The following is a 24,932-nucleotide window of genomic DNA, read 5'->3' as shown; positions in this document are numbered from 1 at the left end:
CATGCGCGGGCCCGTCCGCTCAGGCCGGCTCGCCGCTCAGCGGTTGCTGCGCAGCAGCGTCCGCATCGTCCGCATCGCCACCGACAGGTTGGCCAGGTCGAAAGAGTCCGAGGACTGGATCTCCCGCAGGGTCGCCCGCGCCCGGGTCAGGATCGCCGCGTGCCGGCCGGCCCAGGCCGCGTACAGCTCCTCGGGGCCCGCCTCGGCCTCGCCCGCAGCCAGGACGTCCGCCGTGATCAGCTGGTGCGCCGCGTACAGGTCCTCGCGGATCGCCGTGCGCGCCATCGACTGCCAGCGGTCGGCCCGCGGCAGTTCGCTGATCCGGTCCTGGAGCTGCGAGATACCCAGCTGGTCGCTGAGGTGGTAATACACCTCAGCCACATCGAACAGCTCACGCCCACTGCGGTCGGCCACCGCCACGATGTCCAGCGCCGAGAACGCCGCCGAGAACCCGGCGACCTGCTGCGCCAAATCCGCCGGTACGCCGTTGTCCACCAGCTCGTCGAACATCTTGCCGTGCCACTCCAGGTCCTGGCCCCGCAGCAGCTTCGGCAGTTCGGCCCACACCTGGCCGACCCGCTGCTCGAACAGCTCGATCGTGTCGGCCAGTTGCAGCGGCTGCGGCCGGTTGTTCAGCAGCCAGCGCGCGCCGCGTTCCACCAGCCGCCGCGAGTGCAGCCGCAGCCGGGTGACGACATCGGCGGCGACCTGGTTGTCCAGCCGCTCCGCCGCGTCCCAGATGGCGTTCAGCCCGAAGATCGCCCGCGACGCGGTGTGCGCGCGGATGATCTCCTCGGTGGAGGCGCCGCTCTCCTCCCCCATCCGCTGCACGAACGAGCTGCCGCCCGTATTCACCGTGTCGTTGACCAGCAGCGTGGTGATGATCTCCCGCCGCAGTGTGTGCCCCTCGATCCGCTCGGGGAACCGTTCCCGCAGCGCGCTCGGGAAGTACTGCGCCAGCAGCCGCTTCACATACGGGTCGTCCGGCAGCGCGCTGCCGATCAGGTCGGCGGTCACCGACAGCTTGGCGTACGCCAGCAGCACCGACAGCTCCGGCTGGGTCAGCCCCTTCCCCGCGGCCCGCCGGTCCCAGATCTCCTCGTCGTCGGGCAGGAACTCCAGCGCCCGGTCGAGCCGTCCGTCCGCCGCCAGCTTCCGCATCAGCCGCTGGTGCGCCAGCAGCAGCCCGGGCGCCGTCGCCTCGCTGTTGGCCAGCGCCACGTTCTGCGCGTAGTTGTTGCGCAGCACAAGTTCCGCGACCTCGTCCGTCATCGCGGCCAGCAGCGTGTTGCGCTGCTTGATGGTCAGATCGCCGCCCGCCACCAGCGAGTTCAGCAGGATCTTGATGTTGACCTCGTGGTCGGAGGTGTCCACCCCGGCGCTGTTGTCGATGGCGTCCGTGTTGCAGCGCCCGCCCGCCTGCGCGTACTCGATCCGGCCGCGCTGGGTGAGGCCCAGGTTGCCGCCCTCCCCGATGACCCGGGACCGTACGTCCCGCCCGTCGATCCGGATGGCGTCGTTCGCCTTGTCACCGACGTCGGCGTGCGTCTCGGCCGACGACTTCACATACGTGCCGATGCCGCCGTTCCACAGCAGATCCACCGGCGCCTTCAGCACCGCCTTCATCAGCTCGGCCGGCGTCAGCGACACGATGCCGGGGCTGATGCCCAGCGCCGCCCGCACCTGCGGGGTGATCGCGATGGACTTCGCCGTACGCGGGTGGATCCCGCCGCCCTTGGAGATCAGCTCGGTGTTGTAGTCCGCCCACGACGAGCGCGGCAGGTCGAAAAGCCGCTGCCGCTCCGCGTAGCCGACCGCCGCGTCGGGCTCCGGGTCCAGGAAGATGTGCCGGTGGTCGAACGCCGCCACCAGCCGGATGTGCCGCGACAGCAGCATCCCGTTCCCGAACACGTCACCCGACATGTCGCCGATGCCGGCCACCGTGAAGTCCTGGCTCTGGGTGTCGTGGCCCAGCTGCCGGAAGTGCCGCTTGACGGACTCCCACGCGCCGCGCGCCGTGATGCCCATGCCCTTGTGGTCGTAGCCGGCCGAGCCGCCCGACGCGAACGCGTCGCCCAGCCAGAAACCGTACGACTGCGCGACCTCGTTGGCGATGTCCGAGAACGTGGCCGTCCCCTTGTCGGCGGCCACCACCAGATACGTGTCGTCGCCGTCGTGCCGCACCACGTCGCGCGGCGGGGTGACGACCCCGTCCACCAGGTTGTCCGTGATGTCGAGCAGCCCGCTGATGAACGTCTTGTAGCAGGCGATGCCCTCCGCCAGCCAGCCGTCGCGGTCCTCCGCCGGGCTGGGCAGCTGCTTGCCGACGAAGCCGCCCTTGGCGCCCACCGGCACGATCACCGTGTTCTTGACCTCCTGCGCCTTCACCAGGCCCAGGATCTCGGTACGGAAGTCCTCCTTGCGGTCCGACCAGCGCAGCCCGCCGCGGGCCACCTTCCCGAACCGCAGGTGCACGCCCTCCACCCGGGGCGAGTACACCCAGATCTCGTAGGCGGGGCGCGGCTGCGGCAGATCGGGGATGGCCTGCGGGTCGAGCTTGAGCGACAGGTACGGGTGCGGCCGGCCCTCGTCGTCCCGCTGGAAGTAGTTGCAGCGCAGCGTCGCCTTGATGACGTTGAGGTACGCCCGCAGGATGCGGTCCTCGTCCAGGTTGACGACCTGTTCCAGCGCGCCGTCCAGCTCCTCCAGCAGACCGTCCGTCAGCTCCCGCCCGGCGCTGATCCGCTGCGGCGAGAGACGCGCCTCGAACAGTGACACCAGCAGCCGCGTGGTGTGCACATTGCGGCGGAGCGTGGCCTCCATCGTCTCGCGGGCGAACCGCGCGCCCGCCTGCCACAGATAGCGGGAGTAGGCGCGCAGCACCATCGCCTGCCGCCACGTCAGACCGGCCGAGATGACGAGCGCGTTGATGCCGTCGTTCTCCGCCTGCCCGGTCCAGGCCGCCGCGAACGCCTCCTGCACCCGCTCCCGGGCGTCGCCGCCCAGCAGCGGCGCCAGCGTCTCGGGGATCCGCAGCCCGAAGTCGTAGATCCAGGCGGGCGCGCCGTCGGCCGGCCGCAGCTGGTACGGCCGCTCGTCGACGACCTCGACGCCCAGGTGCTGGAGCACCGGCAGCACGGCGGACAGCGATACGGGCTCGCCCCGCCGGTAGATCTTGAACCGCCGCTCGCCGGTCGCCGCGCCCACCGGCTCGTACAGGTTCAGCGCGAAGTCGGCGCCCGGCTCCTCGGGTCGCAGCCCGATGACGTACTGGAGGTCGGCGACGGCGGCGCGCGGCGGGAAGTCCGCCTTGTAGCCCTCGGGGAACGCGTTGTGGTAGCGGCGGCCCAGCTCGGCCGCCTGCTCCTCCCCGCACTCGGCGAGCAGCGCGTCCGCGAAGCCGTCGCTCCAGGACCGGGACGCCTCCGCCAGCCGTGCCTCGATCCGGTCGATGTCCGCCTCGGTCAGCACCGGCAGATCGGTGCCCTGCTCCACCCGGATGACGAAGTGCAGCCGGGACAGGACCGATTCGGTGTTCCAGGCGGAGAAGTCGACGCTCGATCCGCCCAGTTCCTCGGTGAGGATGTCGATCAGCCGGATACGTACCGAGGTGGTGTACCGGTCGCGCGGCAGATAGACCAGCGCCGAGTAGTACCGGCCGTAGTCGTCCTGCCGCAGGAACAGCCGCAGCCGGCGCCGCTCCTGGAGGTGCAGCACGGCGGTGGCGATGGACCGCAGTGTCTCGGCCTCGGTCTGGAACAGCTCGTCGCGCGGGTAGGTCTCCAGGATCTGGAGCAGATCACGGCCGCTGTGCGAGTCGGGGGCGAAGCCGGCCGCCGACAGCACTTCGGAGACCTTGCGCCGGATGACCGGGACCCGGCGCACCGACTCCGTGTAGGCGGCCGAGGAGAACAGCCCCAGGAAGCGCCGCTCCCCGATCACCCGCCCGTCCGCGTCGAACTTCTTCACCCCGATGTAGTCGAGGTAGGAGGGCCGGTGCACGGTGGCGCGGCTGTTGGCCTTGGTGAGGATCAGCAGCTGCGGCTCGCGCGCCTTGGCCCGCGCGGACGGCGAGAGCCGGCCGAACGCCGGCGAGGTGGCCGGGTTCAGCGGCTCCGGGTACGCGGGGTGGCCCTCCGGGTCGTGCTGCTGCGGGTCGGAGCGCAGGATGCCCAGGCCGCTGCCGGGTACGGCGCGCAGTTCGTCGTGCTCGGCGCCGTTGTGCCGGGTCAGCTCGTACTCGCGGTAGCCGAGGAAGGTGAAGTGGTCGGCGGCCAGCCAGCGCAGCAGTTCCCGTGCCTCCTCCACCTCCTGCGAGCGCAGTTCGTCGGACTTGGGCTCGGTGGGCAGCTCGTCGGCGATCCGCAGCGCGGCGCCGCGCATCTTCTGCCAGTCCTCGACCGACTCGCGTACGTCGCTGAGGATGCGGCGCAGGTCGGTCTCGATCCGGGCGAGGTCCGCGCGGTCGGTCTCGCGGTCGATCTCGACGTGGATCCAGGACTCGGTGACGGCGTCGGCGGGCAGTTCGGCCGGGTCGTAGGTGGTGGCGGACGGGCCGAACGGGTCGCGGCCGGCGTCCAGCACCTCCAGCAGTTTGCCAGCGACGTCGCGGCGCACGATCACCTGAGGGTGGATCACGATGTGGATGCCGCGCTCCTGGCGGGACAGCTCATTGGTGACCGAGTCCACCAGGAACGGCATGTCGTCCGTGACGACTTCCACCACCGTGTGACTGCACGTCCAGCCCATCTCGTCGACCGTCGGCGTGTACACGCGCACATTGGCGGTGCCCTGCGGGCGGGTGGCGGCCAGCCGCAGATGGGCGCGGGCGGCGCCGTACAGGTCGACGGGCTCGCGCTCGCCGATGTCCTCGGGCGAGATGTACTGGTAGTACCGCTGGAGGTAGGCCGTGAAGGCGGCGGCGTCCATGCCGGCCGGGCCGTCTTCCCCTCCCCCTACCTCGGCGGCCTGCGCCAGCAGTGCGGCTTTGGCTTCATCCAGCTTGGTGTGCATGTCCTCAGGCTCCTGTCGCGCGCCGTTGCGTGACGTCGGGAAACGGTCACCGGGCAGCGCTCGATCTCACGTGACGGATGCTCCCGGCAGAACGGATCAGTGGCGGACCTCGCCCCATGAACCGGGACCCGAGGGGAGGCGGCACCGCCTCCTGCCGATATCGCACTGATCACGGAAGCAAGGCTATCGCCCCCGATGGGACGAGCGGATGAGAACGGTGTGAACAAAATCGCAGTACAGGGCCGGGTCAGGAGGTGTGGCGCGGCACTGGGCGGGGCGCCGCTCATGCCGCCAGCTCCGCTGCCAGGGCGACCGCTTCGGCCAGGCTGTCCACGACGGGGACGCCGGCCCGCTGAAGACTACGACGACTGTGCGAACCGCCCGTATACAAAACGGCGTGCGCGCCGATGTGCGCGGCGGCCACGGCGTCGTCGGTGGCGTCGCCGATGACTACGGTGCGCGACGGGGGCACGGGGCCCGCGCCGAGGGCGTCGAGGGCCGCGAGATGACGGGCCATCTGCTCGGCCTTGCCGAGCCGGTTGCCGTCGCCGGTGCTGCCGTCGACGCGGGTGAAGTGGCCGGCGATGCCGAGCCGGGTGAGCAGCGAAGTGAGCTGGTCGTGGAGCGCCAGCGAGCACAGTGACTGGGTGTGGCCGGCCCGTCGCCAGGCGACCAGCAGTTCGCCCGCGCCCTCGGTGAGGGCGGCCCGGCCGGCGTGGGTGGTGTAGTGCCGCTGGAAGGCGGCGTCCAGCCGCTGCCACTCCGGCTGGCTCAGCTCGCGGCCCAGCAGGCCCCGGTAGAAGTCGGGTATCGGCACCCGGTACTCGTCGCGGTACCGCTCCACGGTGATCGGACCGGCCTCGAAGACGGCGAGGCAGGCGTTGACGGCCTCGACGACGACCTCGGTGTCGTGGAGCAGCGTGCCGTTCCAGTCCCACACGATGTGGGCCGGGCGGGGCGCGGGAGCCGACGCGGGAGTCTGGGTGTCGATGTCGGTATCGGTGTCCGGAACCATGCCCCCGACGGTACGGCGCGGCACTGACAGTCGCGAACCGGTATCAGAGCAGCTGGGGGATCTCCTGAACCCCGTACCACAGCAGTTCGTCGTCCTCGTCCGCTCCGGCTCCGGCGGCGTCCACGTGCACGGAGGCCAGCTTCTTCAGAGGTACGGGGGCGGTGAGTGTGACGGCACCGGGCGCGTCGTGGCCGGCGTCGGCGGCTGTGTCCACCGTGCGGTCGGCGACCTCCGCGACGACGACCACCCGCCGCCGTACGACCGCCGGATCGGCGGCGAGCAGTTCCAGCGAGGCGGCGGCAGCGGCCCCCAGCGCGCCGTACTCCAGTTCCTCCTCGTCGGCCCCGTCGCCGTACCAGGCGCGCAGCGCGGGGGTGACGGCCCAGGCGTGCAGCGGGGCGGGCCCCAGCTCTCCCGTCCGGTGCAGAGCGGCGAGCCCGGGGAGGGTGAGGGGGACGTAGACACGCATGGACTGCCGCTTTCATCACAGGACTTGAGGAGTGTGAACTCCAGGGTACGCCTTGCCGCTCCGCTATCGCGTGACTACACTGCGTCATAGTTACCCGCCAGTAGACACAGGGGGATGGATGGCAATGCGCACCGGCCCGGGCAGAATCGACCGGCGCCCCCCGGCAGGCGGTGCGGGGCCCGGCGCCCCCCGCACCAGGCGCACCGACTCCCGCCGCCCCGGCATCCCCCTGCCCCGCGCCGGCGCCACAGCGGCACGCGGCCCGCAGCACTGGTTCGCCGAACGGCTGCTGCTGATCCTCAGCGGGCGCCGTCCGGTCCATCTGCTGATGGGACACACCACGGCCGCCACGTACGAGGTCCTCATCCGCGCCGCCGACCACGCCCCGCTCGCCGCGCCCACCGCCCCCGTCCTGCGCCGGGTGGGCGCCACCCGGCCGTCCCGGGACGCCCTGGAGGTGTTCGCCCGGGTGAGCACGGGCGACCGCACGAGAGCGATCGCGTTCCGGCTGGAACAGGGCCCCGACGGCCACTGGCGTTGCGCGGCGCTGGAACTGGACACGATGCACCCCGGCCACCAGGACCCGCCCCACCCCACCATCCCACCCCGCCGCCGCCGCAACACCAAGGGCCGCCGCTGACCGGCCGGAAGCGAGCCCCGGCCGGCACCCCACCGAGGAACGTCACGGCCCCGGGGGCGTCCCGCACCGGCGGGACACCCCCGGGGCCGCACGCTGTGATCCGACAGCGGCCACCGCAGCGGGGCGGTCGCCGCGTTCGCGGCCCGGCTTAGCGCTTCGCTTCATCGGGTCCGGCCAGAGCGAATTGTTCGGTGTACCCCATGTCACCCCTCTGTTCCGAGGCGGCACGGCCGGGCCGTCAATCCCCTGCCTCGGCCGTCATCCCCGGCCGGGCGTTCGACCGCGAAAGCCCGGAGGGGCGGTGCGAGCCGGCTGAAAAGCCGGGTCGCACCGCCCCTCCGGGGCCCCACTCGCCGCTACCCGCCGCGGCGAGCGGTGTCGCGTTACTTCTTGCGGCGCCGGCCGCCCTTCTGGGCCTTCCTGCGGTCGGCCCGGCCGCCTGTCGTCGCCTGGTCGCCGTCGGCCACGACATCGCTCTCCACGACGCCGCCCTCCCCGTCCACCGACGGGGCCGACAGGTGCAGCCGATCCGCCCGCTTCGGGGCCTCCAGGCCCTTCGCCAGGATCTTCGGCACCGCCTGGCCCACCGGCCCGCCCGGCGCGGCACCACCCGGGGCCGCCGCCTGCACCGGGACCTGCTCGACCTTCCGCTCCACCTGGACCTCCAGGTTGAACAGATAGCCGACCGACTCCTCCTTGATCCCGTCCATCATGGCCGTGAACATGTCGAAGCCCTCGCGCTGGAACTCCACCACCGGGTCCCGCTGCGCCATCGCGCGCAGCCCGATGCCCTCCTGGAGGTAGTCCATCTCGTACAGGTGCTCACGCCACTTGCGGTCCAGCACGGACAGCACCACGCGCCGCTCCAGCTCCCGCATCACCTCGGCGCCCAGCTCCTCCTCCCGGGCGTCGTACTGCTTGTGGACGTCCGCCTTGATGGACTCCGCGATGAACTCCGGCGTCAGCCCGTCCCGGCCGCCCGCCTCCTCCTCCAGGTCCTCCACCGTGGTCTTCACCGGGTAGAGCTGCTTGAACGCGCCCCACAGCCGGTCCATGTCCCATTCCTCGGCGAACCCCTCCACGGTCTCCGCCTGCACATACGCGTCGATCGTGTCGTCCATGAAGAACTGGATCTGCTCGTGCAGGTCCTCGCCCTCCAGCACCCGGCGCCGCTCGCTGTAGATGACCTCGCGCTGCCGGTTCAGCACCTCGTCGTACTTCAGAACGTTCTTGCGGATCTCGAAGTTCTGCTGCTCGACCTGGCCCTGCGCGGACGCGATCGCCCGCGTCACCATCTTGTTCTCGATCGGCACATCGTCGGGCACATTGGCCATCGCCATGACCCGCTCCACCATCTGCGCCTTGAACAGCCGCATCAGGTCATCGCCCAGCGACAGATAGAACCGCGACTCCCCCGGGTCCCCCTGCCGCCCCGACCGGCCGCGCAGCTGGTTGTCGATGCGCCGCGACTCGTGCCGCTCGGTGCCCAGGACGTACAGCCCGCCCAGCTCCTTGACCTCGACGAACTCGTCCTCCACCGCCTTCTCGGCCCGCTCCAGCGCCTGCGGCAGCGCCGCCGCCCACTCCTCGACGTGCTCGGCCGGGTCCAGGCCCTTCTTGCGCAGCTCGGCCTCGGCGATGTCGTCCGGGTTGCCGCCCAGCTTGATGTCGGTGCCACGGCCGGCCATGTTGGTGGCCACCGTCACCGCCGCCTTGCGGCCGGCCTTGGCGACGATCGCCGCCTCCCGCTCGTGGTTCTTCGCGTTGAGCACCTCGTGCCGCACGCCGCGCTTGTTCAGCTGCTGCGACAGGTACTCCGACTTCTCCACGGACGTGGTGCCCACCAGCACCGGCTGCCCGGTGCGGTGCTTCTCCACGATGTCCTCGACCACCGCGTTGAACTTGGCGACCTCGGTGCGGTAGATCAGATCCGCCTGGTCGCGCCGCGCCATGCCCCGGTTGGTGGGGATCGGCACCACACCCAGCTTGTAGATCTGGTGGAACTCGGCGGCCTCGGTCATCGCCGTACCGGTCATCCCGGACAGCTTGCTGTACAGCCGGAAGTAGTTCTGGAGGGTGATCTTGGCGAGCGTCTGGTTCTCGTCCTTGATCTTCACCCCCTCCTTGGCCTCGATCGCCTGGTGCATGCCCTCGTTGTAGCGGCGGCCCGCGAGGATACGGCCGGTGTGCTCGTCGACGATCACGACCTCGCCGTCGATGACGACGTAGTCCTTGTCGTTCTTGTAGAGCTCCTTGGCCTTGATCGCGTTGTTCAGATAGCCGACCAGCGGAGTGTTCACCGACTCGTACAGGTTGTCGATGCCCAGCCAGTCCTCGACCTTCGCCACCCCGGCGTCATGGATGGCGACCGTGCGCTTCTTCTCGTCCACGTCGTAGTCGCCGGTCTCGGCGATCTGCCGGGTGGGCTGCGCCGCCTCGCCCTTCTCCAGCCGCTTGACCAGCTTGGCGAAGTCCCCGTACCACTTCGTGGCCTGGTCCGCCGGGCCGGAGATGATCAGCGGGGTACGCGCCTCGTCGATGAGGATCGAGTCGACCTCGTCCACCACGGCGAAGTTGTGGCCGCGCTGCACCAGCTCGTCCTTCGACCACGCCATGTTGTCGCGCAGATAGTCGAAGCCGAACTCGTTGTTGGTGCCGTAGGTGATGTCGCACGCGTACTGCGCGCGCCGCTGCGCCGGGGTCATGCCCGCGGTGATGCAGCCGACCTCAAGCCCCAGGAAGCGGTGGACACGGCCCATCCACTCCGAGTCACGCTGGGCCAGGTAGTCGTTGGTGGTGATCAGGTGCACGCCCTGGCCGGACAGCGCGTTCAGATACGTGGGCAGCGTGCCGACCAGCGTCTTGCCCTCACCGGTCTTCATCTCCGCGACATAGCCCAGGTGCAGCGCGGCGCCACCCATCAGCTGCACGTCGTAGTGACGCTGCCCGAGGACGCGCTTGGCGGCCTCCCGGACCGTGGCGAACGCCTCCGGCAGCAGATCGTCGAGCGATTCGCCCTCGGCGATACGCTCCTTGTACTCGTCGGTCAGCGCCCGCAGCTCCGCGTCGGAGAGATCAAGGAAGTCCTCTTCAATGGAATTCACCTGAGCGGCGATGCGGTGCAGCTTGCGCAGGATCTTGCCTTCGCCTGCACGCATGAGCTTGTTGAAGACGGACACGAGGGCTGGTCTCCTTGGGTCGGGCCTGCTGGGTCGCGGGCACAGCGAGAATGGCCCCGCCGCACCGGCCATGGTATGCGAGCGCCGACGCGGCTGTCAGTGGTCGGCCCTACGATCGCCCCCATGACTGTTCCCGCCATGCGTCTGACCACCGACGAGGCCCGCCGGATCGCGCTGCGCGCCCAGGGGCTGCTGGGCTCCCCCGACCGCCGCGCGGGGGTGCGCGGGGTGCTGCGGCACCTCGGGCAGGTCCAGCTGGACACCATCTCGGTGCTGGCGCGCTCGCACGAGCTGCTGCCGTACGCCCGGCTCGGCGCGGTCGGCCGGGAGGCGGTGGAGGAGGCGTACTGGTCGGGCGGCGCCTCGTTCGAATACTGGTCGCACGCGGCCTGTGTGCTGCCGATCGAGGAGTGGCCGCTGTTCGCCTTCCGGCGCCGCGCCTTCCGGGCCCGCGAGTCCTGGTACCACGCGCTGGGCGAGGGCGTGTACGAGCGGGTCATCGACCAGCTGCGGGCGGAGGGGCCGCTGACGGCCACCGAGCTGGGCGGGGCCAAGAACGGCGGCCCGTGGTGGGACTGGAGCGACGCCAAGGTCGCCGTCGAGCGGGCACTGATGTTCGGGGAGGTGGTGTGTGTGGAGCGGCGCGGCTGGAAGCGGGTGTACGACCTGGCCGAGCGGGCCGTGCCGGACGCGCTGCTGCACGACGACCTGGACGACGCCGCCTGTCTGCGCCGGCTGGTGGCCCAGGCGGGCGCCGCGCTGGGGGTGGCCACCCAGGCCGATCTGGCCGACTACCACCGGCTCAAGGCCGCCCAGGTCGCCTCCGTCATCGAGGACACCGGTCTGGTGGAGGTCACCGTGGCCGGCTGGGGCTCCGCGCGCGGGGGCGGCGACAGCGGCCGGGACCGGGACCGGGTCTGGGCCGACCCGGCGGCGCTGGCGAGCCCGCCACGCGGCCGGCACCGTACGACGCTGCTGTCCCCGTTCGACTCCCTGATCTGGGACCGTGCCCGCACCGAGCGGATGTTCGGCTTCGTGCACCGGCTTGAGGCGTACGTGCCCAGGCCACGCCGGGTCTACGGCTACTTCGCCATGCCGCTGCTGTCCGGCGGCAAGCTGCTGGGCCGGGTGGACCCGGCCCGCGAGGGCTCGGCGCTCATCGCCCGGCACACGGCCTTCGAGGGACCGGCACAGCGCGCCGCCAAGGCCGTCCCGGCGATGGCCGAAGCCCTGGTGGAGGCGGCGTCCTGGGTGGGCGCCGACACCGTACGGGTCGAGCGCGTCACCCCGGCCGAACTGCGCGCCCCGCTGGAGCGCGAGGTGGCCGACGCCTTCCGGGCCGCCTACCGCTGACCGCCGGGCTGCCGGGCCGCCTACCGCTGACTGCCGCGCCGCCGGGCTGCCGGGCTGCCGGGCTGCCGGGCCGCCGCTAACCCGTCTCCAGGTCCAGGATCTTCTCCCGCATCGCGTACACCACGGCCTCCATCCTGGAGTGCAGCTGAAGCTTCTCCAGGATGTTGCGCACATGGTTCTTCACGGTGTTCTCCGAGATGAACAGCGCCTTGGCGATGTCCCGGTTGTTCTTGCCGGTGGCCACCAGCTTCAGCACCTCAAGCTCCCGGTCGGTGAGCCGGGGCGCGGGCACCAGCCGCCGCTCGTCGGTGCGCTGGATCATCGACTTGAACTCGGTCAGCAGCTTCGCCGCCATCGACGGGCTGATCTGCGACTGGCCGTCCGCCACCGCCCGGATCGCGGCGGTCACCTCGTCGGTGGAGATCTCCTTCAGCAGATAGCCGGTGGCCCCGGCCTTGATCGCGTCATAGAGGTCCGCCTCCTCGTCGCTGATCGTCAGCATGATGATCCGCGCGCTGGGGGCGACCTCCTTGATCGAGGTGCACGCCTCGATCCCGCCGCGCCGCGGCATCCGCACATCCATCAGCACGATGTCCGGCAGCAGATCGGCGGCCTTCTCCACCGCCTCCGCGCCGTCCCCGGCCTCCCCGATGACCTGGATGTCCTCCTCCTGCGCGAGCACGATCTCCAGGCCCCGCCGGAACAGCTCGTGATCGTCCACCACCAGCACCCGGATGGGCTCCGGCCGCCCGGGCGGCCCGCCGTCCGGCGCTTCCCGCCGCGACAGCTCCGCGCCGGTGCGGGGCATCACGGGCCCGAAGCCGTCCACCATCGTCGAATCCCCCTGCACAGGCCGGTACCGCCCACCGGACAACGGATGGCCACCGTATGCCAGTTGGCAGGCCCATGATTCCATGGCGGGCGCCCCCGCCGGGTCCATGATCCGGCCAAGGGGCGCCCGTCACCGGCCAACACGGCCGCGGCGGCAGCGGCTAGCCGCCCAGCGCGGCTCCCGCGCCGGCCGGGGCCCGCTCCGCCAGCGGATCACCCTCAAGGTGGATCACGCCGTAGTCATACCCGTGCCGCCGGTAGACAACGCTGGGCTGCTTCGTGTCGATGTCGACGAACAGATAGAAGTCGTGCCCCACCAGCTCCATCTCCTCCAGCGCCTGTTCCAGCGACATGGGGGCGGCGGTGTGGGTCTTCTCCCGGACGACGAGCGGTCCGTCGCCCTGCACCTCGATCGAGCCGACCCGGCGGACCGCCACCGCGGGCTCCGGCTCCCCGGGGCCGGCGCCGAACTCGCCCTCCTCGTTGATCACAGCGGCGTCGCGCACGGCGTCACCCACCTCACTGGCGGGGATACGGCCCTTGCCACGACGGCACTTGCGCTTGTCGTGCTGCTTGCGCAACCGGGCTTCCAGCTTCTCGACGGCCAGGTCGAGCGCACCGTAGGGATCGGTCGCCGACGCCTCCGCGCGGACCACGGGCCCGCGGTGGCGCAGCGTGATCTCCACCCGGTCGGAGCGGTCTGCCTGGCGCGGATTGTGCTCCTTGGACACTTCCACGTCGAGGCTGGTCACTTTGCCGTCGAACTTCTGGATCCGGTCCAGCTTCAGCTTCTCGGCCACGTGCCTCCGGAATCGCTCCGGTACCTCCGTCTTGCGGCCCTTGACGACGATGTCCACGCAGAACTCCGTTCCCGGATCGCCCCGCCTGCGCCGGCGGAGCGGCCCCCTTGGTACAGAACGAATATGCACTTTTTACGGTGGTTCGCACCACCACGCCTTGTTTCGAAAGTACCTCCAATGGCCCATCTTCGGCACCCCTACCAACGCGTAGATCCCTACCCGCGTTCCTGCCCGGCACTCCGTGTCCCCGCCACCACCGCCGCACCCAGCAGCCGGCCACCCGCCGCCCGTACCGCACGCGCCGCCTCGGCAAGCGACGCACCCGTGGTCACCACGTCATCAACCAGCACCACCGGACCACCGGCAGCCAGCACCCGGCCACCCTCCGCGCTCAGCGCGCCCGCCAGATTGGCCCTGCGTGCCTCCGCCCCCAGGCCCGCCTGATCGGCCACCGGCCGCCGCTGCCGCAGCACCGGCAGCACCCGCACCGCCACCCCCTCGCGGCGCAGCCTGGCCGCCGCCGCCACCGCCATCCGGCGCACCGGATCATGCCCGCGCCGCGCCCGCGCGGCCCGTGCCGAGGGCACCGGCACCAGCGCCAGCACCTCGCCCCCGGCCCGCCCCACCGTGCTGTCGCCGTGCGCCCGGGCCGCGCTTACGCTCAGCGCCAGCGCCCGGCCAAGCGGCGCGGCCAGCGACAGCGACCCGCGTTCCTTGTGGGCCAGCAGGACGGACCGGGGCGGGCCCGCGTACTCCACCGCCGCGTACACCGCAGGCAGCCCGGCCGGCTCCGGCACCGGACGCACCCGGCGCGCCCCGGCCCCGGCCCCGGTCCCCGCCCCCGCTCCGTACAGCAGCGAGCGGCACGGCACGCACAGCAGCGTGCGCGGCCCGCCGCACCCCGCGCAGCCGGCCGGCAGCACCAGGTCCCCCATCTCGCGCCACCAGACCCGCAACACGCGTCACCACCACCACGACCACCAGCACCGGGGAACGGGCCCGTGACGGGCCCCTACCCCGGGTAGAACGGTGCGGAGCCCCGATCGGTCACCAGCTTCCACTGGCCGCGGTCCTGGAGCCGTACGATGCCGGCGCTGGTCTCGGCCAGCAGCGGCAGCGAGTCGTTCTCGGCCGCCGCCACCCCGGTCACATCGTTGAGGCCCGGCATGTTGGAGGTGCTGGCCGGCGAGCCGTCGGTGGCCAGGTACTGCAACTGCTCCACGCCGTCCGCCGGGCGTCCCACGACGACCAGCCGGCTCACCCCGGCCCACGAGGCCGCCGTGACCTTCTCCAGCACCGGGGTCACCGCGCGCAGCCCCTGGACCGAGACCTCGACGGCCTCCCCGGCGCTGGCCCGGTGGATACGCCCCAGCCACAGCGTGGCGGTGCCGTCGTCCCCGGCGAGCAGCATCGCGATGCGCACCCCGTCCGAGGCCACCCGTACGGAGTCGATGTGCTGCCCGGCCGGCAGGTCGGGCACCGGGATCTCCTGCGCGGTGCCCACCCCGCCCGACAGCCGCAGCAGCCGGGGGTTGGCCGGATCGCGGTCGGCGACCCACAGATCGCCGAGCCCGTCCCAGCTGGGCCGGGACAGACCGGCGTCGGGGCCCTGTGCCTGGCTCAGCCACAGCGGCTCGGGCGCCGGGTCGGTGCCCCACATCTCGGTGACCAGCAGCCCGGCGCCGTCCTCGGTGATGCCGGCCGCCAGGGTCTCGTCACGGCTGACGGCCGCCTCGCGCAGCGGCAGCCCGCCCTGCCCGAGCGCCCCGGTGACCGCCTGCGGCTCGGCGTCCACATCGGGGACCGTCATGAGCCGGTCCTCCTCGTCCAGGAAGTACGAGCTGCCCGAGCGCGCGTCCAGCAGCCCGGGGGCCAGGGTCTTGGCCTCGGCGCGGGAGAGCGCGCACAGCCGGGAGCCCTCCGGGTCGGTCAGCCGGACCTCGGAGACCTCGCCCGAGGACTGCGCCTGCACGGTGTGCAGCAGCTGGGCGCCCATCAGTTCGCAGCGCGCGGGGTTCAGCCCGGGGTCGACGCCGGTGAGCGCCACCGTGAGCACCCCGGAGTCCATGGAGATGGCGTTGCGCTCCGGGACCAGACCGACCTCCTGCGGGAACTCGGTTCTGACCACCGGGGCCAGCCACTCGCCGGGCCCGGCGAGCAGTTCGGTGACGGCCTCGCCGACCGGGTCGATGCGCCAGCGTACGTAGATGGGGTCGGCGACCAGCGCCTTGCCGCTCTCGCCGGCCTTGCCCGCCTCCGGACCCCAGTCCGCGTAATAGAACGTGTTGACGGAGTGGTAGTTGCGCTGGAAATCGGCCTCGCCCATGACCAGGCCGTCCGGCAGATCGTCGATCCGCCACTCGCCCTCGACCCGCTTGAGCCGGAACGCCTCCCGGTAGTCGCCCTCCTGGGGCGTGTAACCGTGCGCCGCGTCCACGGTCGCCAGCAGCGAGCCACCCACATCGACCACCGCCGTCTCGGCGACGGCCGACTGCGTGGCCGACTCGTCGCTGTCGGCGTCGGTGCCGGTTCCACTGCCACTGCCACTGCCGCTGCCGCTTTCGGTGACGGTGACCGGCGCCTCCCCGTCCGGCACCCGGCTGATGAGCTGGAAACCCGCGGCCAGCACCGTGGTGCTCGCGAACGGATCCCACTCCTCGCGCCGCTCCGCCGTCAGATACTCCCGCGCCGTGTCGAACTGCGCCTCATCGCTGGTGATCGCCTCCAGAAAGCCACGCACGATCTGCTGCTGGGTCGCGTTCTCCTGCGGCGACACCCCGAAGATCCGCACCGGCGACTCGTTCTCCGCCCGGTCCGACGCGTCCACCCGCTGCACCGGCCCGCTGGAGGGCATCGCCGCGCAGCCGCCGACCAGCATCCCGCCGGCCAGCAGCAGCCCCACCGACTTCACCCCGCCACGCCACCGCTCACCTGCCACGGCCACTGTCCTCCTCCACCGTCGCCGGCGCCTGCCCCGCCCCGGCACCACCGGCACCGCCGGCACCTCCGGCACCGCCCCGGCCCTGCGCCGGAATCGACGTCAGCACCCGCCGCCGCGCGTCCGCCGGCTCCAGCGGCAGCGGCGAACCCCGCAGCACCCCGCCCGCCACCTTCGGCAGCGTCAGCCGGAACTGCGCGCCCCCACCCGGCTCGCCCCACGCCTCAAGCCGCCCGCCGTGCAGCCGGGCGTCCTCCACCGCGATCGACAGACCGAGCCCCGTACCACCGGTGGTACGCGCCCGCGCCGGATCGGCCCGCCAGAACCGGTTGAACACCCGCTCCGCCTCGCCCTCCCCCAGCCCGATGCCGTAATCGCGCACCGCCAGCGCCACCGCCGTACCGTCCCCGCCCTCCGCGAGCCGGATCACCACATCGCGGCCCTCACCGTGCTCGATGGCGTTGACCACCAGATTGCGCAGCACCCGCTCGATCCGCCGCGCGTCCACCTCGGCGATCACCGGCCGCTCGGCCCCGCGCACCAACAGCGCGCTGCCCTTGCGCTCCGCCAGCGGCTCGGCGGCCTCCACCACCCGGTGCACCACATCGCGCAGATCGCTGTGGTCCGCCTCCAGGCTGGCCGCGCCCGCGTCGAACCTGCTGATCTCCAGCAGATCCGCCAGCAGCGACTCGAACCGCTCCACCTGCCCCAGCAGCAGCTCGGCCGAACGCGCCGTGACCGGGTCGAACTCCTCGCGCGCCTCATGGATGACCTCGGCCGCCATCCGCACCGTGGTCAGCGGAGTACGCAGCTCGTGCGACACATCCGAGACAAATCGCCGCTGCATCCGGGACAGCTCCTCCAGCTGGGAGATCTTCACCTGGAGATTGCGCGCCATCTTGTTGAACGACTCGCCAAGACGTGCGATGTCGTCCTCACCGCTGACCTTCATCCGCTCCTTGAGCCGGCCGGCCGCCAGCCGCTCCGCGATCCCGGCCGCCATCCGCACCGGCGTCACCACCTGCCGCACCACCACCCAGGCGATCGCGCCCAGCAGCACCACCAGGAAGATCCCGGCGGTCGCGATGGTCCCCATCACCAGGCTGAGCGACTTCTCCTCCTGCGTGAACGGGAAAAGGTAGTACAGCTGGTACTGGCCGCCCTCGTTGTCCGTCAGCCGCCGCCCCACGATCAGCGCCGACTCCGCGCTGCCGTCCGGGCGCACGATCGTCCCGTACTGCCGGTGGGTCGCCGGATCCCGGTCCAGCGCCTGCCGCAGCTCCGCCGGAATGCTCTCCTCGGGCCGGATGTCCGCCGAGGCCCGCGGCCCGCGCAGCGCCGGGCCGCTCTCCCCCGTGAACGGCGTCGACGACAGCTGAGAGCTGAGCGCCACCACCGAGTAGACCCCCTGGCCGCCGGAGGCCAGCTGCTCCACGATCCCCGTCATCCACGACCCCGGATCGGTCGCCGACTGACCGGGCACCGGATCCGAGGTGTCGTGCGCGCTGCCCGCCAGATCCTCCGCCACCGCGAACCCGCCGTCCGCCTGGCTGAGCGCCGTCTGCCGCTTGGCCTCAAGCAGCCCGTTGCGCACCTGCCCCATCACGACGATGCCCAGCACCAGCACCACCGCCACCGACATCAGCAGCGTGGTCGCCACCACCCGCAGCTGGATATTGCGCCGCCAAAGCCGCAGCACCGGCAGCAGCGGGCCACGCGCCCACCGGCCGAATATCCGTATCGCGGGCTGGGCCCGGCCGCTCGTCGCCCCTTGGGGGAGCAGCCGGGATCCACGCCGCCACTGCCGGACGCCGCTCACCTCAGCTGGATCCGGCCTTGTAACCGACCCCCCGCACCGTCACGACGATCTCCGGCCGCTCCGGGTCCCTCTCGACCTTGGAACGCAGCCGCTGCACGTGCACGTTCACCAGCCGCGTATCGGCCGCGTGCCGGTACCCCCACACCTGCTCAAGCAGCACCTCACGGGTGAAGACCTGCCACGGCTTGCGCGCCAGCGCCACCAGCAGATCGAACTCCAGCGGCGTCAGCGAGATCGCGGCACCGCCCCGCTTCACCGAGTGCCCGGCCACATCGATCACCAGATCGCCGATGGCCAGCTGCTCGGGCGCCGGCTCCTCCGAGCGGCGCAGCCGGGCCCGGATCCGTGCCACCAGCTCCTTGGGCTTGAACGGCTTGACGATGTAGTCGTCCGCCCCGGACTCCAGGCCGACCACCACATCCACCGTGTCGCTCTTGGCGGTGAGCATGACGATCGGCACCCCGGACTCGCCGCGGATCAGCCTGCACACCTCGATGCCGTCCCGCCCGGGCAGCATCAGGTCGAGCAGCACCAGATCCGGCTTGATCTCCCGGAAGGCCGCCAGCGCCTTGTCGCCATCTGCCACGAACGACGGTTCGAACCCCTCGCCGCGCAGCACGATGCCGAGCATCTCCGCCAGCGCGGTGTCGTCATCGACGACGAGTACGCGTCCCTTCATGCCTTCATCATCCCATCCCCTGATCGTGACTTCCCCGAACGTGATCTGTAACACATCCCGAGCGAGCGCATGGCGCCCCGGGTACGGGAAGTACCACAGCCCGTACACCCATCAGACCCGTCATGGCACGATGTGCACCCGGATCCCGTTGAAACAACAAGCACCAGCGATACGAGCGTAGGAGTACAGAAGCCGTGAGTGACGCGCCAGGCTGGACCTCGCCCGGCTCCCAGCCGCCCGAGCACGACCCGGACCGCAGCACCACGGCCCCCGCGCAGCCACAACACCAGCCGCAGCAGCCGCAGCAGCCGCAGGGCTGGACGGCCGGCCCCGGCGTCCCGCCCCAGGGCGGCCCCGGCACGTACGGCCAGCACCCCGGCCACGGACAACAGCCAGGTTACGGCCAGCAGCCCCCCGCCGGCTGGGGCACCCCGCCCCCCGCCTGGGGCTCCAAGGAGTACGCCGCCAAACCCGGCGTCATCCCACTGCGCCCGCTCGGCCTCGGCGAGATCCTCGACGGCGCCGTCTCCACCGCCCGCGCCCACTGGCGCACCGTCCTGACCATCTCCCTCGGCATCGCCATCACCATGCAGCTGCTCTCCAGCATCGCGATGAAACTGTGGTTCTCCGAAAGCTCAGGCATCGCCGCCCTGGAGAACAACCCCAACCCCACCACCGAGGAAGTACGCGACGGTCTCCTCGACATCGGCTCCTTCACCGCCGTCGCCGGCATCGCCATGCTCATCGGCTCCGTGCTGGCCACCGCCATGCTCACCATCGTCGTCAGCCGCGCCGTCCTGGGCCGCGGCGTCACCCTCGGCGAAGCCTGGGACGACTCCCGCCGCCAGCTGCACCGGCTCCTCGGCCTCACCCTGCTGACCTTCCTCATCATCGCCGCCGCCATCATCGGCCCCGTCCTCCTCGGCATCTGGCTCAACAGCCCCGCCCTGGCCATCGTCGGCATGCTCGGCGGCGTCATCCTCGCCGTCTGGCTGTGGGTACGCCTCTCCCTCGCCGCCCCCACCCTGATGCTGGAACGCCAAGGCGTCTTCACCGCCCTCAGCCGCTCCTACAAGCTCGTCAGCAACTCCTGGTGGCGCGTCTTCGGCATCCAGCTCCTCGTCACCGTGCTCATCGCCATCGTCGGCGGCATGCTCGAATTCCCCTTCACCGTCATCGCCGAAATCGTCGGCTCCGACGGCAGCCTCGACAGCTTCCTCAGCGGCTCCCTCACCGACCTGACCTGGACCTACCTGCTGATCTCCGGCATCGGCGCCGTCCTGGCCTCCGCCGTCACCCTCCCCATCGGCGCCGGCGTCACCGCCCTGCTCTACATCGACCTGCGCATCCGCCGCGAAGCCCTCGACCTGGAGCTGGCCCGCGCCGCCGGCATCGCCCCGCAGCCGGGCAACTGACACCATGCGGGGGGCGGCCAGGGCCACGGGGGGAACACCAACATGATCACCAGTACGGAGCCACCACTCACCATCGACCGCGACGCCGCCCGCGAAGCGGCGACACGCGAACTGTCCAAGCAGATATACGCCGAACACCAACCCGGCCTCGTCCGCCGCGTCTTCAACTGGGTCATCGACCAGATATTCGGCGCCCTCGACTCCGTCGCCTTCCACGCCCCCGGCGGCTGGCTCGGACTGCTCATCATCGCCCTCGTCGTCACCGGCCTCCTCATCGCCCTGCGACTGCGCCTCGGCGCCCTGCGCACCGCCCGCGCCGCCGCCACCGGCACCCTCTTCCACGACCGCCCCCGCACCGCCGCCGAACACCGCGCCGCCGCCAACCGGCACGCCCAGCTCGGCCAGTGGGACCAAGCCGTCCAGGAACAACTGCGCGCCCTCGTCCGCTCCCTCGAAGAACGCGCCCTCCTCGACACCCGCCCCGGCCGCACCGCCGACGAGGCCGCAGCCGAAGCCGCCCGCGTCATGCCCACCCTCGCCACCCGGCTGCGCACCGCCGCCACCACCTTCGACGCCATCACCTACGGCGACCGCCACGCCACCCCCACCGACCACCACGAACTCCGCGACCTGGACCAGACGGTGCTCCGTACCAAGCCCGACCTCACCGGAGCCCCCCGATGACCGCCACCGAAACCGCCACCGGACCCGGCACCTCCGTCTCCCCCGACGCCCGCCGACTGTGGCGAAGCGGCCGGGGCCTGCTCATCGCCGCCGCCGCCCTCCTCATCACCGGCCTCGTCCTCGCCCTGCTCCGCACCGGCGACAACGGCACCCTGCACCCCGAATCCGCCACCCCGCACGGCAGCCGCGCCCTCGCCCAACTCCTCACCGACCACGGCATCGACATCACCCTGGTCACCACCGCCGACGAAGCCCTCGCCGAACTGGACCGGCTCGACCGCAACGACTGGCCCGCCGCCACCCTCCTCATCACCCGCCCCGAAGCCCTCACCCCCGAACGCCGCGCCGCCCTGCGCCGCGAAACCCTCCGCACCGGCACCCGTACGGTCCTGGCCGGCGCCGGCCCCGACACCACCGCCGCGTTCACCCCCGGCATCGAGGCCATCCCGTACGTCCCCACCGGCGAACTCGACCCCGGCTGCACCACCGACCTCACCGACCGGGCCGGCAGCGCCCAACTCGGCGGCCACGGCTACCTCCTGCCACCCGACACCGACCGGGCCACCGCCGCCGCGGCCTGCTACCCGTACGCCCCCGGGCTGCCCACCCTCGTCACCCACCACGCCGGCGCCCCCACCGAAACCGTGCTGCTCGGCGCCCCCGACCTCCTCTACAACCAGAACCTCGACGCGTACGGCAACGCCTCCCTCGCCCTGCAACTCCTCGGCGCCCGCGACCACCTCATCTGGTACCTGCCCACCGGAGCCGAAGCCCCCGGCACCGCCGACGAACGCAGCCTCACCGACCTCATGGCCCCCGGCTGGCGCTGGGCCGCCCTCCAACTCGCCATCGCCGCCGCCCTCACCGCCTTCTGGCGCGGCCGACGCCTGGGCCCCGTCCTCACCGAACGGCTCCCCATCTCGGTACGCGCCGCCGAAACCACCGAGGGCCGCGCCCGCCTCTACCACCGCAACGGCACCCGCGACCGCGCCGCCGAAGCCCTGCGCACCGCCGCCCGCACCCGCCTCGCACCCCGCGCCGGCGTCGCCCACGCCGCCGCCCACACCCCCGAAACCCTCATCCACGCACTGGCCGCCCACACCGGCATGCACTCCGCAGACCTCCACACCCTCCTCTTCGGCCCGCCACCCCCCGACGACCCGGCCCTCGTCCAACTCGCCGACGACCTCGACACCCTGGAAGCCGGCCTCACCCCGGACACGCCCAGCAACCCCAACACCCCGAAGGACCCGAGCCAGTGACCACCCCGTCCTCCCTGTCCTCCCCCCGCACCGCCCTGGAAGCCCTGCGCGGCGAGATCGGCAAGGCCGTCGTCGGCCAGGACGCCGCCGTCACCGGCCTCGTCGTCGCCCTGCTCTGCAAGGGCCACGTCCTCCTCGAAGGCGTCCCCGGCGTCGCCAAGACCCTGCTGGTGAAAACCCTCGCCACCGCCCTCGAACTCGACACCAAGCGCGTCCAGTTCACCCCCGACCTGATGCCCTCCGACATCACCGGCTCGCTCGTCTACGACACCCGCAGCGCCGAATTCTCCTTCCAGGCCGGGCCCGTCTTCACCAACCTCCTCCTCGCCGACGAGATCAACCGCACCCCGCCCAAGACCCAGGCATCCCTCCTGGAAGCCATGGAAGAACGCCAGGTCTCCGTCGACGGCACCCCCCGCCCGCTCCCCGAACCCTTCATGGTCGCCGCCACCCAGAACCCCGTCGAGTACGAAGGCACCTACCCCCTCCCCGAAGCCCAGCTCGACCGCTTCCTCCTCAAGCTCACCCTCCCGCTCCCCACCCGCGAGCAGGAGATCGACGTCCTCAACCGGCACGCCGCCGGCTTCGACCCCCGCGACCTCGCCGCCGCCGGCATCCGCACCGTAGCGGGACCGGCCGATCTCGCCGCCGCCCGCGAAGAGGTCGCGGGGGTCGCCGTCTCCCCCGAGATCAGCGGCTACGTCGTCGACCTCTGCCACGCCACCCGCACCTCCCCCTCCCTCGCCCTCGGCGTCTCCCCGCGCGGCGCCAAGGCCCTGCTCTCCACCGCCCGCGCCTGGGCCTGGCTGTCCGGACGCGCCTTCGTCATCCCCGACGACGTCAAGGCCCTCGCCCTGCCCACCCTGCGGCACCGCGTCCGGCTGCGCCCGGAGAGCGAGATGGAAGGCATCACCGCCGACACCGTCATCACCGGCCTGCTCACCCACGTCCCGGTCCCCCGCTGATGGCACTGACCGGCCGCACCGCCCTCATCGCCGCCCTCGGCGCGCTGATCGCCGGCCTGCTGCCCGGCTGGGCCGGCATCGCCGCCGTGGGCCTGCCGCTGCTGGCCGCCATCGCGTACGACCTGCTGCGCGCCGCCCCGATCCGCACCCTCCGGCTGTCCCGCCCCGAGCGCCTCTCGATCCGCCTCGGCGAGGAAGCCCCGGTCGATCTGACGGTCACCAACCCGTCCGGCCGCGAGCTGAAGGCGGATGTACGAGACGCCTGGCCGCCCAGCAGCTGGCAGCCCGGCACCCAGTACGCGGCGGCCCGCCACCACCTGACGGTCCCGGCCGGCGAACGCCGCCGCGTCACCACCGTGCTGCACCCCACCCGCCGCGGCGACCGCGAGGCGGCCCGGGTCACCATCCGCTCGTACGGCCCGCTCGGCCTGGCCGCCCGCCAGGGCAGCCACCGCGTCCCCGGTACGGTACGGGTCCTGCCGCCGTTCACCAGCCGCAAGCACCTGCCGTCCAAGCTGGCCCGGCTGCGCGAACTCGACGGCCGCACCAGCGTGCTGCTGCGCGGCGAGGGCACCGAGTTCGACAGCCTGCGCGACTACGTCCCCGGCGACGACATCCGCTCCATCGACTGGCGCGCCACGGCCCGCCAGTCGGCGGTCGCCGTCCGCACCTGGCGCCCGGAGCGCGACCGCCATCTGCTGCTGGTCCTGGACACCGGCCGTACGTCGGCCGGCCGGGTCGGCGACATCCCGCGCCTCGACGCGGCCATGGACGCCACCCTGCTGCTGACGGCGCTGGCCGCCCAGGCCGGTGACCGCGTCGACCTGCTGGCCTTCGACCGCCGCGCCCGTACCTCGGTCCGCGGCCGTACCGGCAAGGACGTCCTGCCGGCCGTCGTCCAGGCCCTGGCCCCCCTCGAACCGGCGCTGGTGGAGAGCGACATGACCGCCCTGGCCACCGCCGCCCGGGCCGGCGCCCCGCGCCGCTCACTGATCGTGCTCTTCACCTCCCTGGACACCGCCCCCGTCGAGATGGGCCTGCTCCCCGTCCTCCCGCAGCTGACCCAGCGCCACACGGTGCTGGTGGCGGCGGTCGGCGACCCGCGCATCGAGGAGATGCGCAAGGCCAGAGGCACCGCCCAGGCCGTCTACGAGGCGGCGGCTGCTGCCCAGCACGAGGCGGAACGCCGCCACACCAAGGCCCGGCTGGCCCAACTCGGGGTGACGGTGGTCGAAGCTCCTCCGGCGGATCTCCCCCCGGCCGTGGCGGACGCGTACCTGTCGCTGAAGGCGGCCGGCAAGCTCTGAGCCTTCCCGGCTCGCATCAGGTGACGGCAAAGGGCCGATAGCCGGGATCCACCTCGCTGACCTCCAGCTCGGAGAAGACCAGCGTCAGATCATGGGCGCTGGTCCTTATCCACACCTCATGAAACGGAATCCCGACGACACCCGACCATCGGGCGGCTGCCGTCGAATCGGCGACAACGCTCGCCCCCGGGTACAGGGCGTGCCATCGCACGCCCCACACATACCCCTCCATGAGGCTCACAGCAGGGTCGAGAGCCGGATCGACGGTGAGCCGGTCGTCCAGCGACTCCTGCCAGACGGCCGGATCGACAGCGCTCTGGCAGCGGGCCTCCACGCAGTGCCGGAAGAGATAACGCAGATGGGCCGGCGGAACCCCGGTCCGGGGGTCGGCCGTGGCGTAGACAATGACCTCGTAGTCACGCATGTAGTCAACGAAACCGTGGTACACCAGGGCCTGATCAAAAACATCGTCGAGCGACTGCTGAAGTGCCTGAATATCCATGCCCTATGTATACCCACAACACAAGTAAGCCCTACCGGATAACCCGGTAGGGCTCACTCAT

At 71.8% G+C, this 24,932-nt stretch carries 18 protein-coding genes; 7 read left to right on the top strand and 11 right to left on the bottom strand.

Annotation, left to right across the window (positions count from 1 at the left end):
• Positions 1 to 36: 36 nt before the first annotated feature.
• From AC5WRL_RS14155 to AC5WRL_RS14145, 3 genes are all read right to left on the bottom strand, one after another.
• Complete coding sequence (locus AC5WRL_RS14155; protein ID WP_496088844.1) at positions 37 to 5,013, bottom strand: NAD-glutamate dehydrogenase; 4,977 nt, start codon at positions 5,011 to 5,013, stop codon at positions 37 to 39.
• Positions 5,014 to 5,296: 283 nt separating this feature from the next.
• Complete coding sequence (locus AC5WRL_RS14150; protein WP_496088843.1) at positions 5,297 to 6,028, bottom strand: HAD family hydrolase; 732 nt, start codon at positions 6,026 to 6,028, stop codon at positions 5,297 to 5,299.
• 43 nt (positions 6,029 to 6,071) lie between these two features.
• Positions 6,072 to 6,497 (bottom strand): DUF6912 family protein, encoded by a 426-nt coding sequence (locus tag AC5WRL_RS14145; RefSeq protein ID WP_496088842.1) that lies wholly within the window; start codon positions 6,495 to 6,497, stop codon positions 6,072 to 6,074.
• 118 nt (positions 6,498 to 6,615) lie between these two features.
• Between AC5WRL_RS14145 and AC5WRL_RS14140 the strand changes: the two genes are divergently transcribed.
• Entirely contained in the window at positions 6,616 to 7,137 is a 522-nt protein-coding gene (locus AC5WRL_RS14140) for an Rv3235 family protein (protein ID WP_496088841.1), read from the top strand.
• Positions 7,138 to 7,520: 383 nt separating this feature from the next.
• Here AC5WRL_RS14140 and secA read toward each other — a convergent pair whose 3' ends face one another.
• Positions 7,521 to 10,316, bottom strand: a complete 2,796-nt coding sequence (gene secA / locus AC5WRL_RS14135) for a preprotein translocase subunit SecA (protein WP_496088840.1) — start codon at positions 10,314 to 10,316, stop codon at positions 7,521 to 7,523.
• Positions 10,317 to 10,439: 123 nt separating this feature from the next.
• On the opposite strand from secA, the gene AC5WRL_RS14130 reads away from it, so the two are divergent.
• Positions 10,440 to 11,669 carry a winged helix-turn-helix domain-containing protein gene (locus AC5WRL_RS14130; RefSeq protein ID WP_496088839.1) on the top strand — a complete coding sequence of 410 codons (1,230 nt, stop codon included), beginning with the start codon at positions 10,440 to 10,442 and terminating at the stop codon, positions 11,667 to 11,669.
• A 76-nt stretch (positions 11,670 to 11,745) separates the two neighbouring features.
• Here AC5WRL_RS14130 and AC5WRL_RS14125 read toward each other — a convergent pair whose 3' ends face one another.
• The 6 genes from AC5WRL_RS14125 to mtrA form a co-directional block, all read right to left on the bottom strand.
• Positions 11,746 to 12,501, bottom strand: coding sequence for a response regulator (locus tag AC5WRL_RS14125; RefSeq protein ID WP_496088838.1), 756 nt, complete (start codon positions 12,499 to 12,501; stop codon positions 11,746 to 11,748).
• Positions 12,502 to 12,661: 160 nt separating this feature from the next.
• Complete coding sequence (gene hpf, locus AC5WRL_RS14120) at positions 12,662 to 13,357, bottom strand: ribosome hibernation-promoting factor, HPF/YfiA family (protein ID WP_496088837.1); 696 nt, start codon at positions 13,355 to 13,357, stop codon at positions 12,662 to 12,664.
• 158 nt (positions 13,358 to 13,515) lie between these two features.
• Positions 13,516 to 14,256 (bottom strand): ComF family protein, encoded by a 741-nt coding sequence (locus AC5WRL_RS14115; RefSeq protein ID WP_496089149.1) that lies wholly within the window; start codon positions 14,254 to 14,256, stop codon positions 13,516 to 13,518.
• A gap of 56 nt (positions 14,257 to 14,312) precedes the next feature.
• The gene (locus AC5WRL_RS14110; protein WP_496088836.1) at positions 14,313 to 16,238 is read right to left on the bottom strand and encodes an LpqB family beta-propeller domain-containing protein; all 1,926 of its coding nucleotides are present in this window, start codon (positions 16,236 to 16,238) and stop codon (positions 14,313 to 14,315) included.
• On the bottom strand, positions 16,228 to 18,057 hold the full coding sequence (gene mtrB, locus AC5WRL_RS14105) for an MtrAB system histidine kinase MtrB (protein ID WP_496088835.1): 1,830 nt from the start codon (positions 18,055 to 18,057) through the stop codon (positions 16,228 to 16,230). Before mtrB ends, AC5WRL_RS14110 begins: the two co-directional genes overlap by 11 nt.
• 1 nt (position 18,058) lies before the next feature.
• A complete protein-coding gene (gene mtrA, locus AC5WRL_RS14100; protein WP_496088834.1) occupies positions 18,059 to 18,736 on the bottom strand; it encodes a two-component system response regulator MtrA in 678 nt (225 codons plus the stop codon).
• A gap of 194 nt (positions 18,737 to 18,930) precedes the next feature.
• On the opposite strand from mtrA, the gene AC5WRL_RS14095 reads away from it, so the two are divergent.
• The 5 genes from AC5WRL_RS14095 to AC5WRL_RS14075 are packed head-to-tail and all read left to right on the top strand — an operon-like array spanning position 18,931 to position 24,369.
• Positions 18,931 to 20,151: a DUF7544 domain-containing protein gene (locus tag AC5WRL_RS14095; RefSeq protein WP_496088833.1), complete on the top strand. Its 1,221-nt coding sequence runs from the start codon at positions 18,931 to 18,933 to the stop codon at positions 20,149 to 20,151.
• Between the two features lie 42 nt (positions 20,152 to 20,193).
• Positions 20,194 to 20,835 (top strand): DUF4129 domain-containing protein, encoded by a 642-nt coding sequence (locus tag AC5WRL_RS14090; protein ID WP_496088832.1) that lies wholly within the window; start codon positions 20,194 to 20,196, stop codon positions 20,833 to 20,835.
• A complete protein-coding gene (locus tag AC5WRL_RS14085; protein WP_496088831.1) occupies positions 20,832 to 22,097 on the top strand; it encodes a DUF4350 domain-containing protein in 1,266 nt (421 codons plus the stop codon). The genes AC5WRL_RS14090 and AC5WRL_RS14085 overlap by 4 nt, the downstream gene beginning before the upstream one ends.
• On the top strand, positions 22,094 to 23,062 hold the full coding sequence (locus AC5WRL_RS14080) for an AAA family ATPase (RefSeq protein WP_496088830.1): 969 nt from the start codon (positions 22,094 to 22,096) through the stop codon (positions 23,060 to 23,062). The genes AC5WRL_RS14085 and AC5WRL_RS14080 overlap by 4 nt, the downstream gene beginning before the upstream one ends.
• Positions 23,062 to 24,369, top strand: coding sequence for a DUF58 domain-containing protein (locus AC5WRL_RS14075; protein ID WP_496088829.1), 1,308 nt, complete (start codon positions 23,062 to 23,064; stop codon positions 24,367 to 24,369). The genes AC5WRL_RS14080 and AC5WRL_RS14075 overlap by 1 nt, the downstream gene beginning before the upstream one ends.
• A gap of 16 nt (positions 24,370 to 24,385) precedes the next feature.
• Here the strand turns inward: AC5WRL_RS14075 and AC5WRL_RS14070 are convergent, their stop codons facing one another.
• Complete coding sequence (locus AC5WRL_RS14070) at positions 24,386 to 24,871, bottom strand: YxiG-like protein (RefSeq protein ID WP_496088828.1); 486 nt, start codon at positions 24,869 to 24,871, stop codon at positions 24,386 to 24,388.
• Between the last annotated feature and the right edge of the window lie 61 nt (positions 24,872 to 24,932).

It is taken from the genome of Streptomyces sp. NTD107 (assembly GCF_059510435.1).
This window is presented reverse-complemented; position numbering and strand designations above follow the sequence as displayed.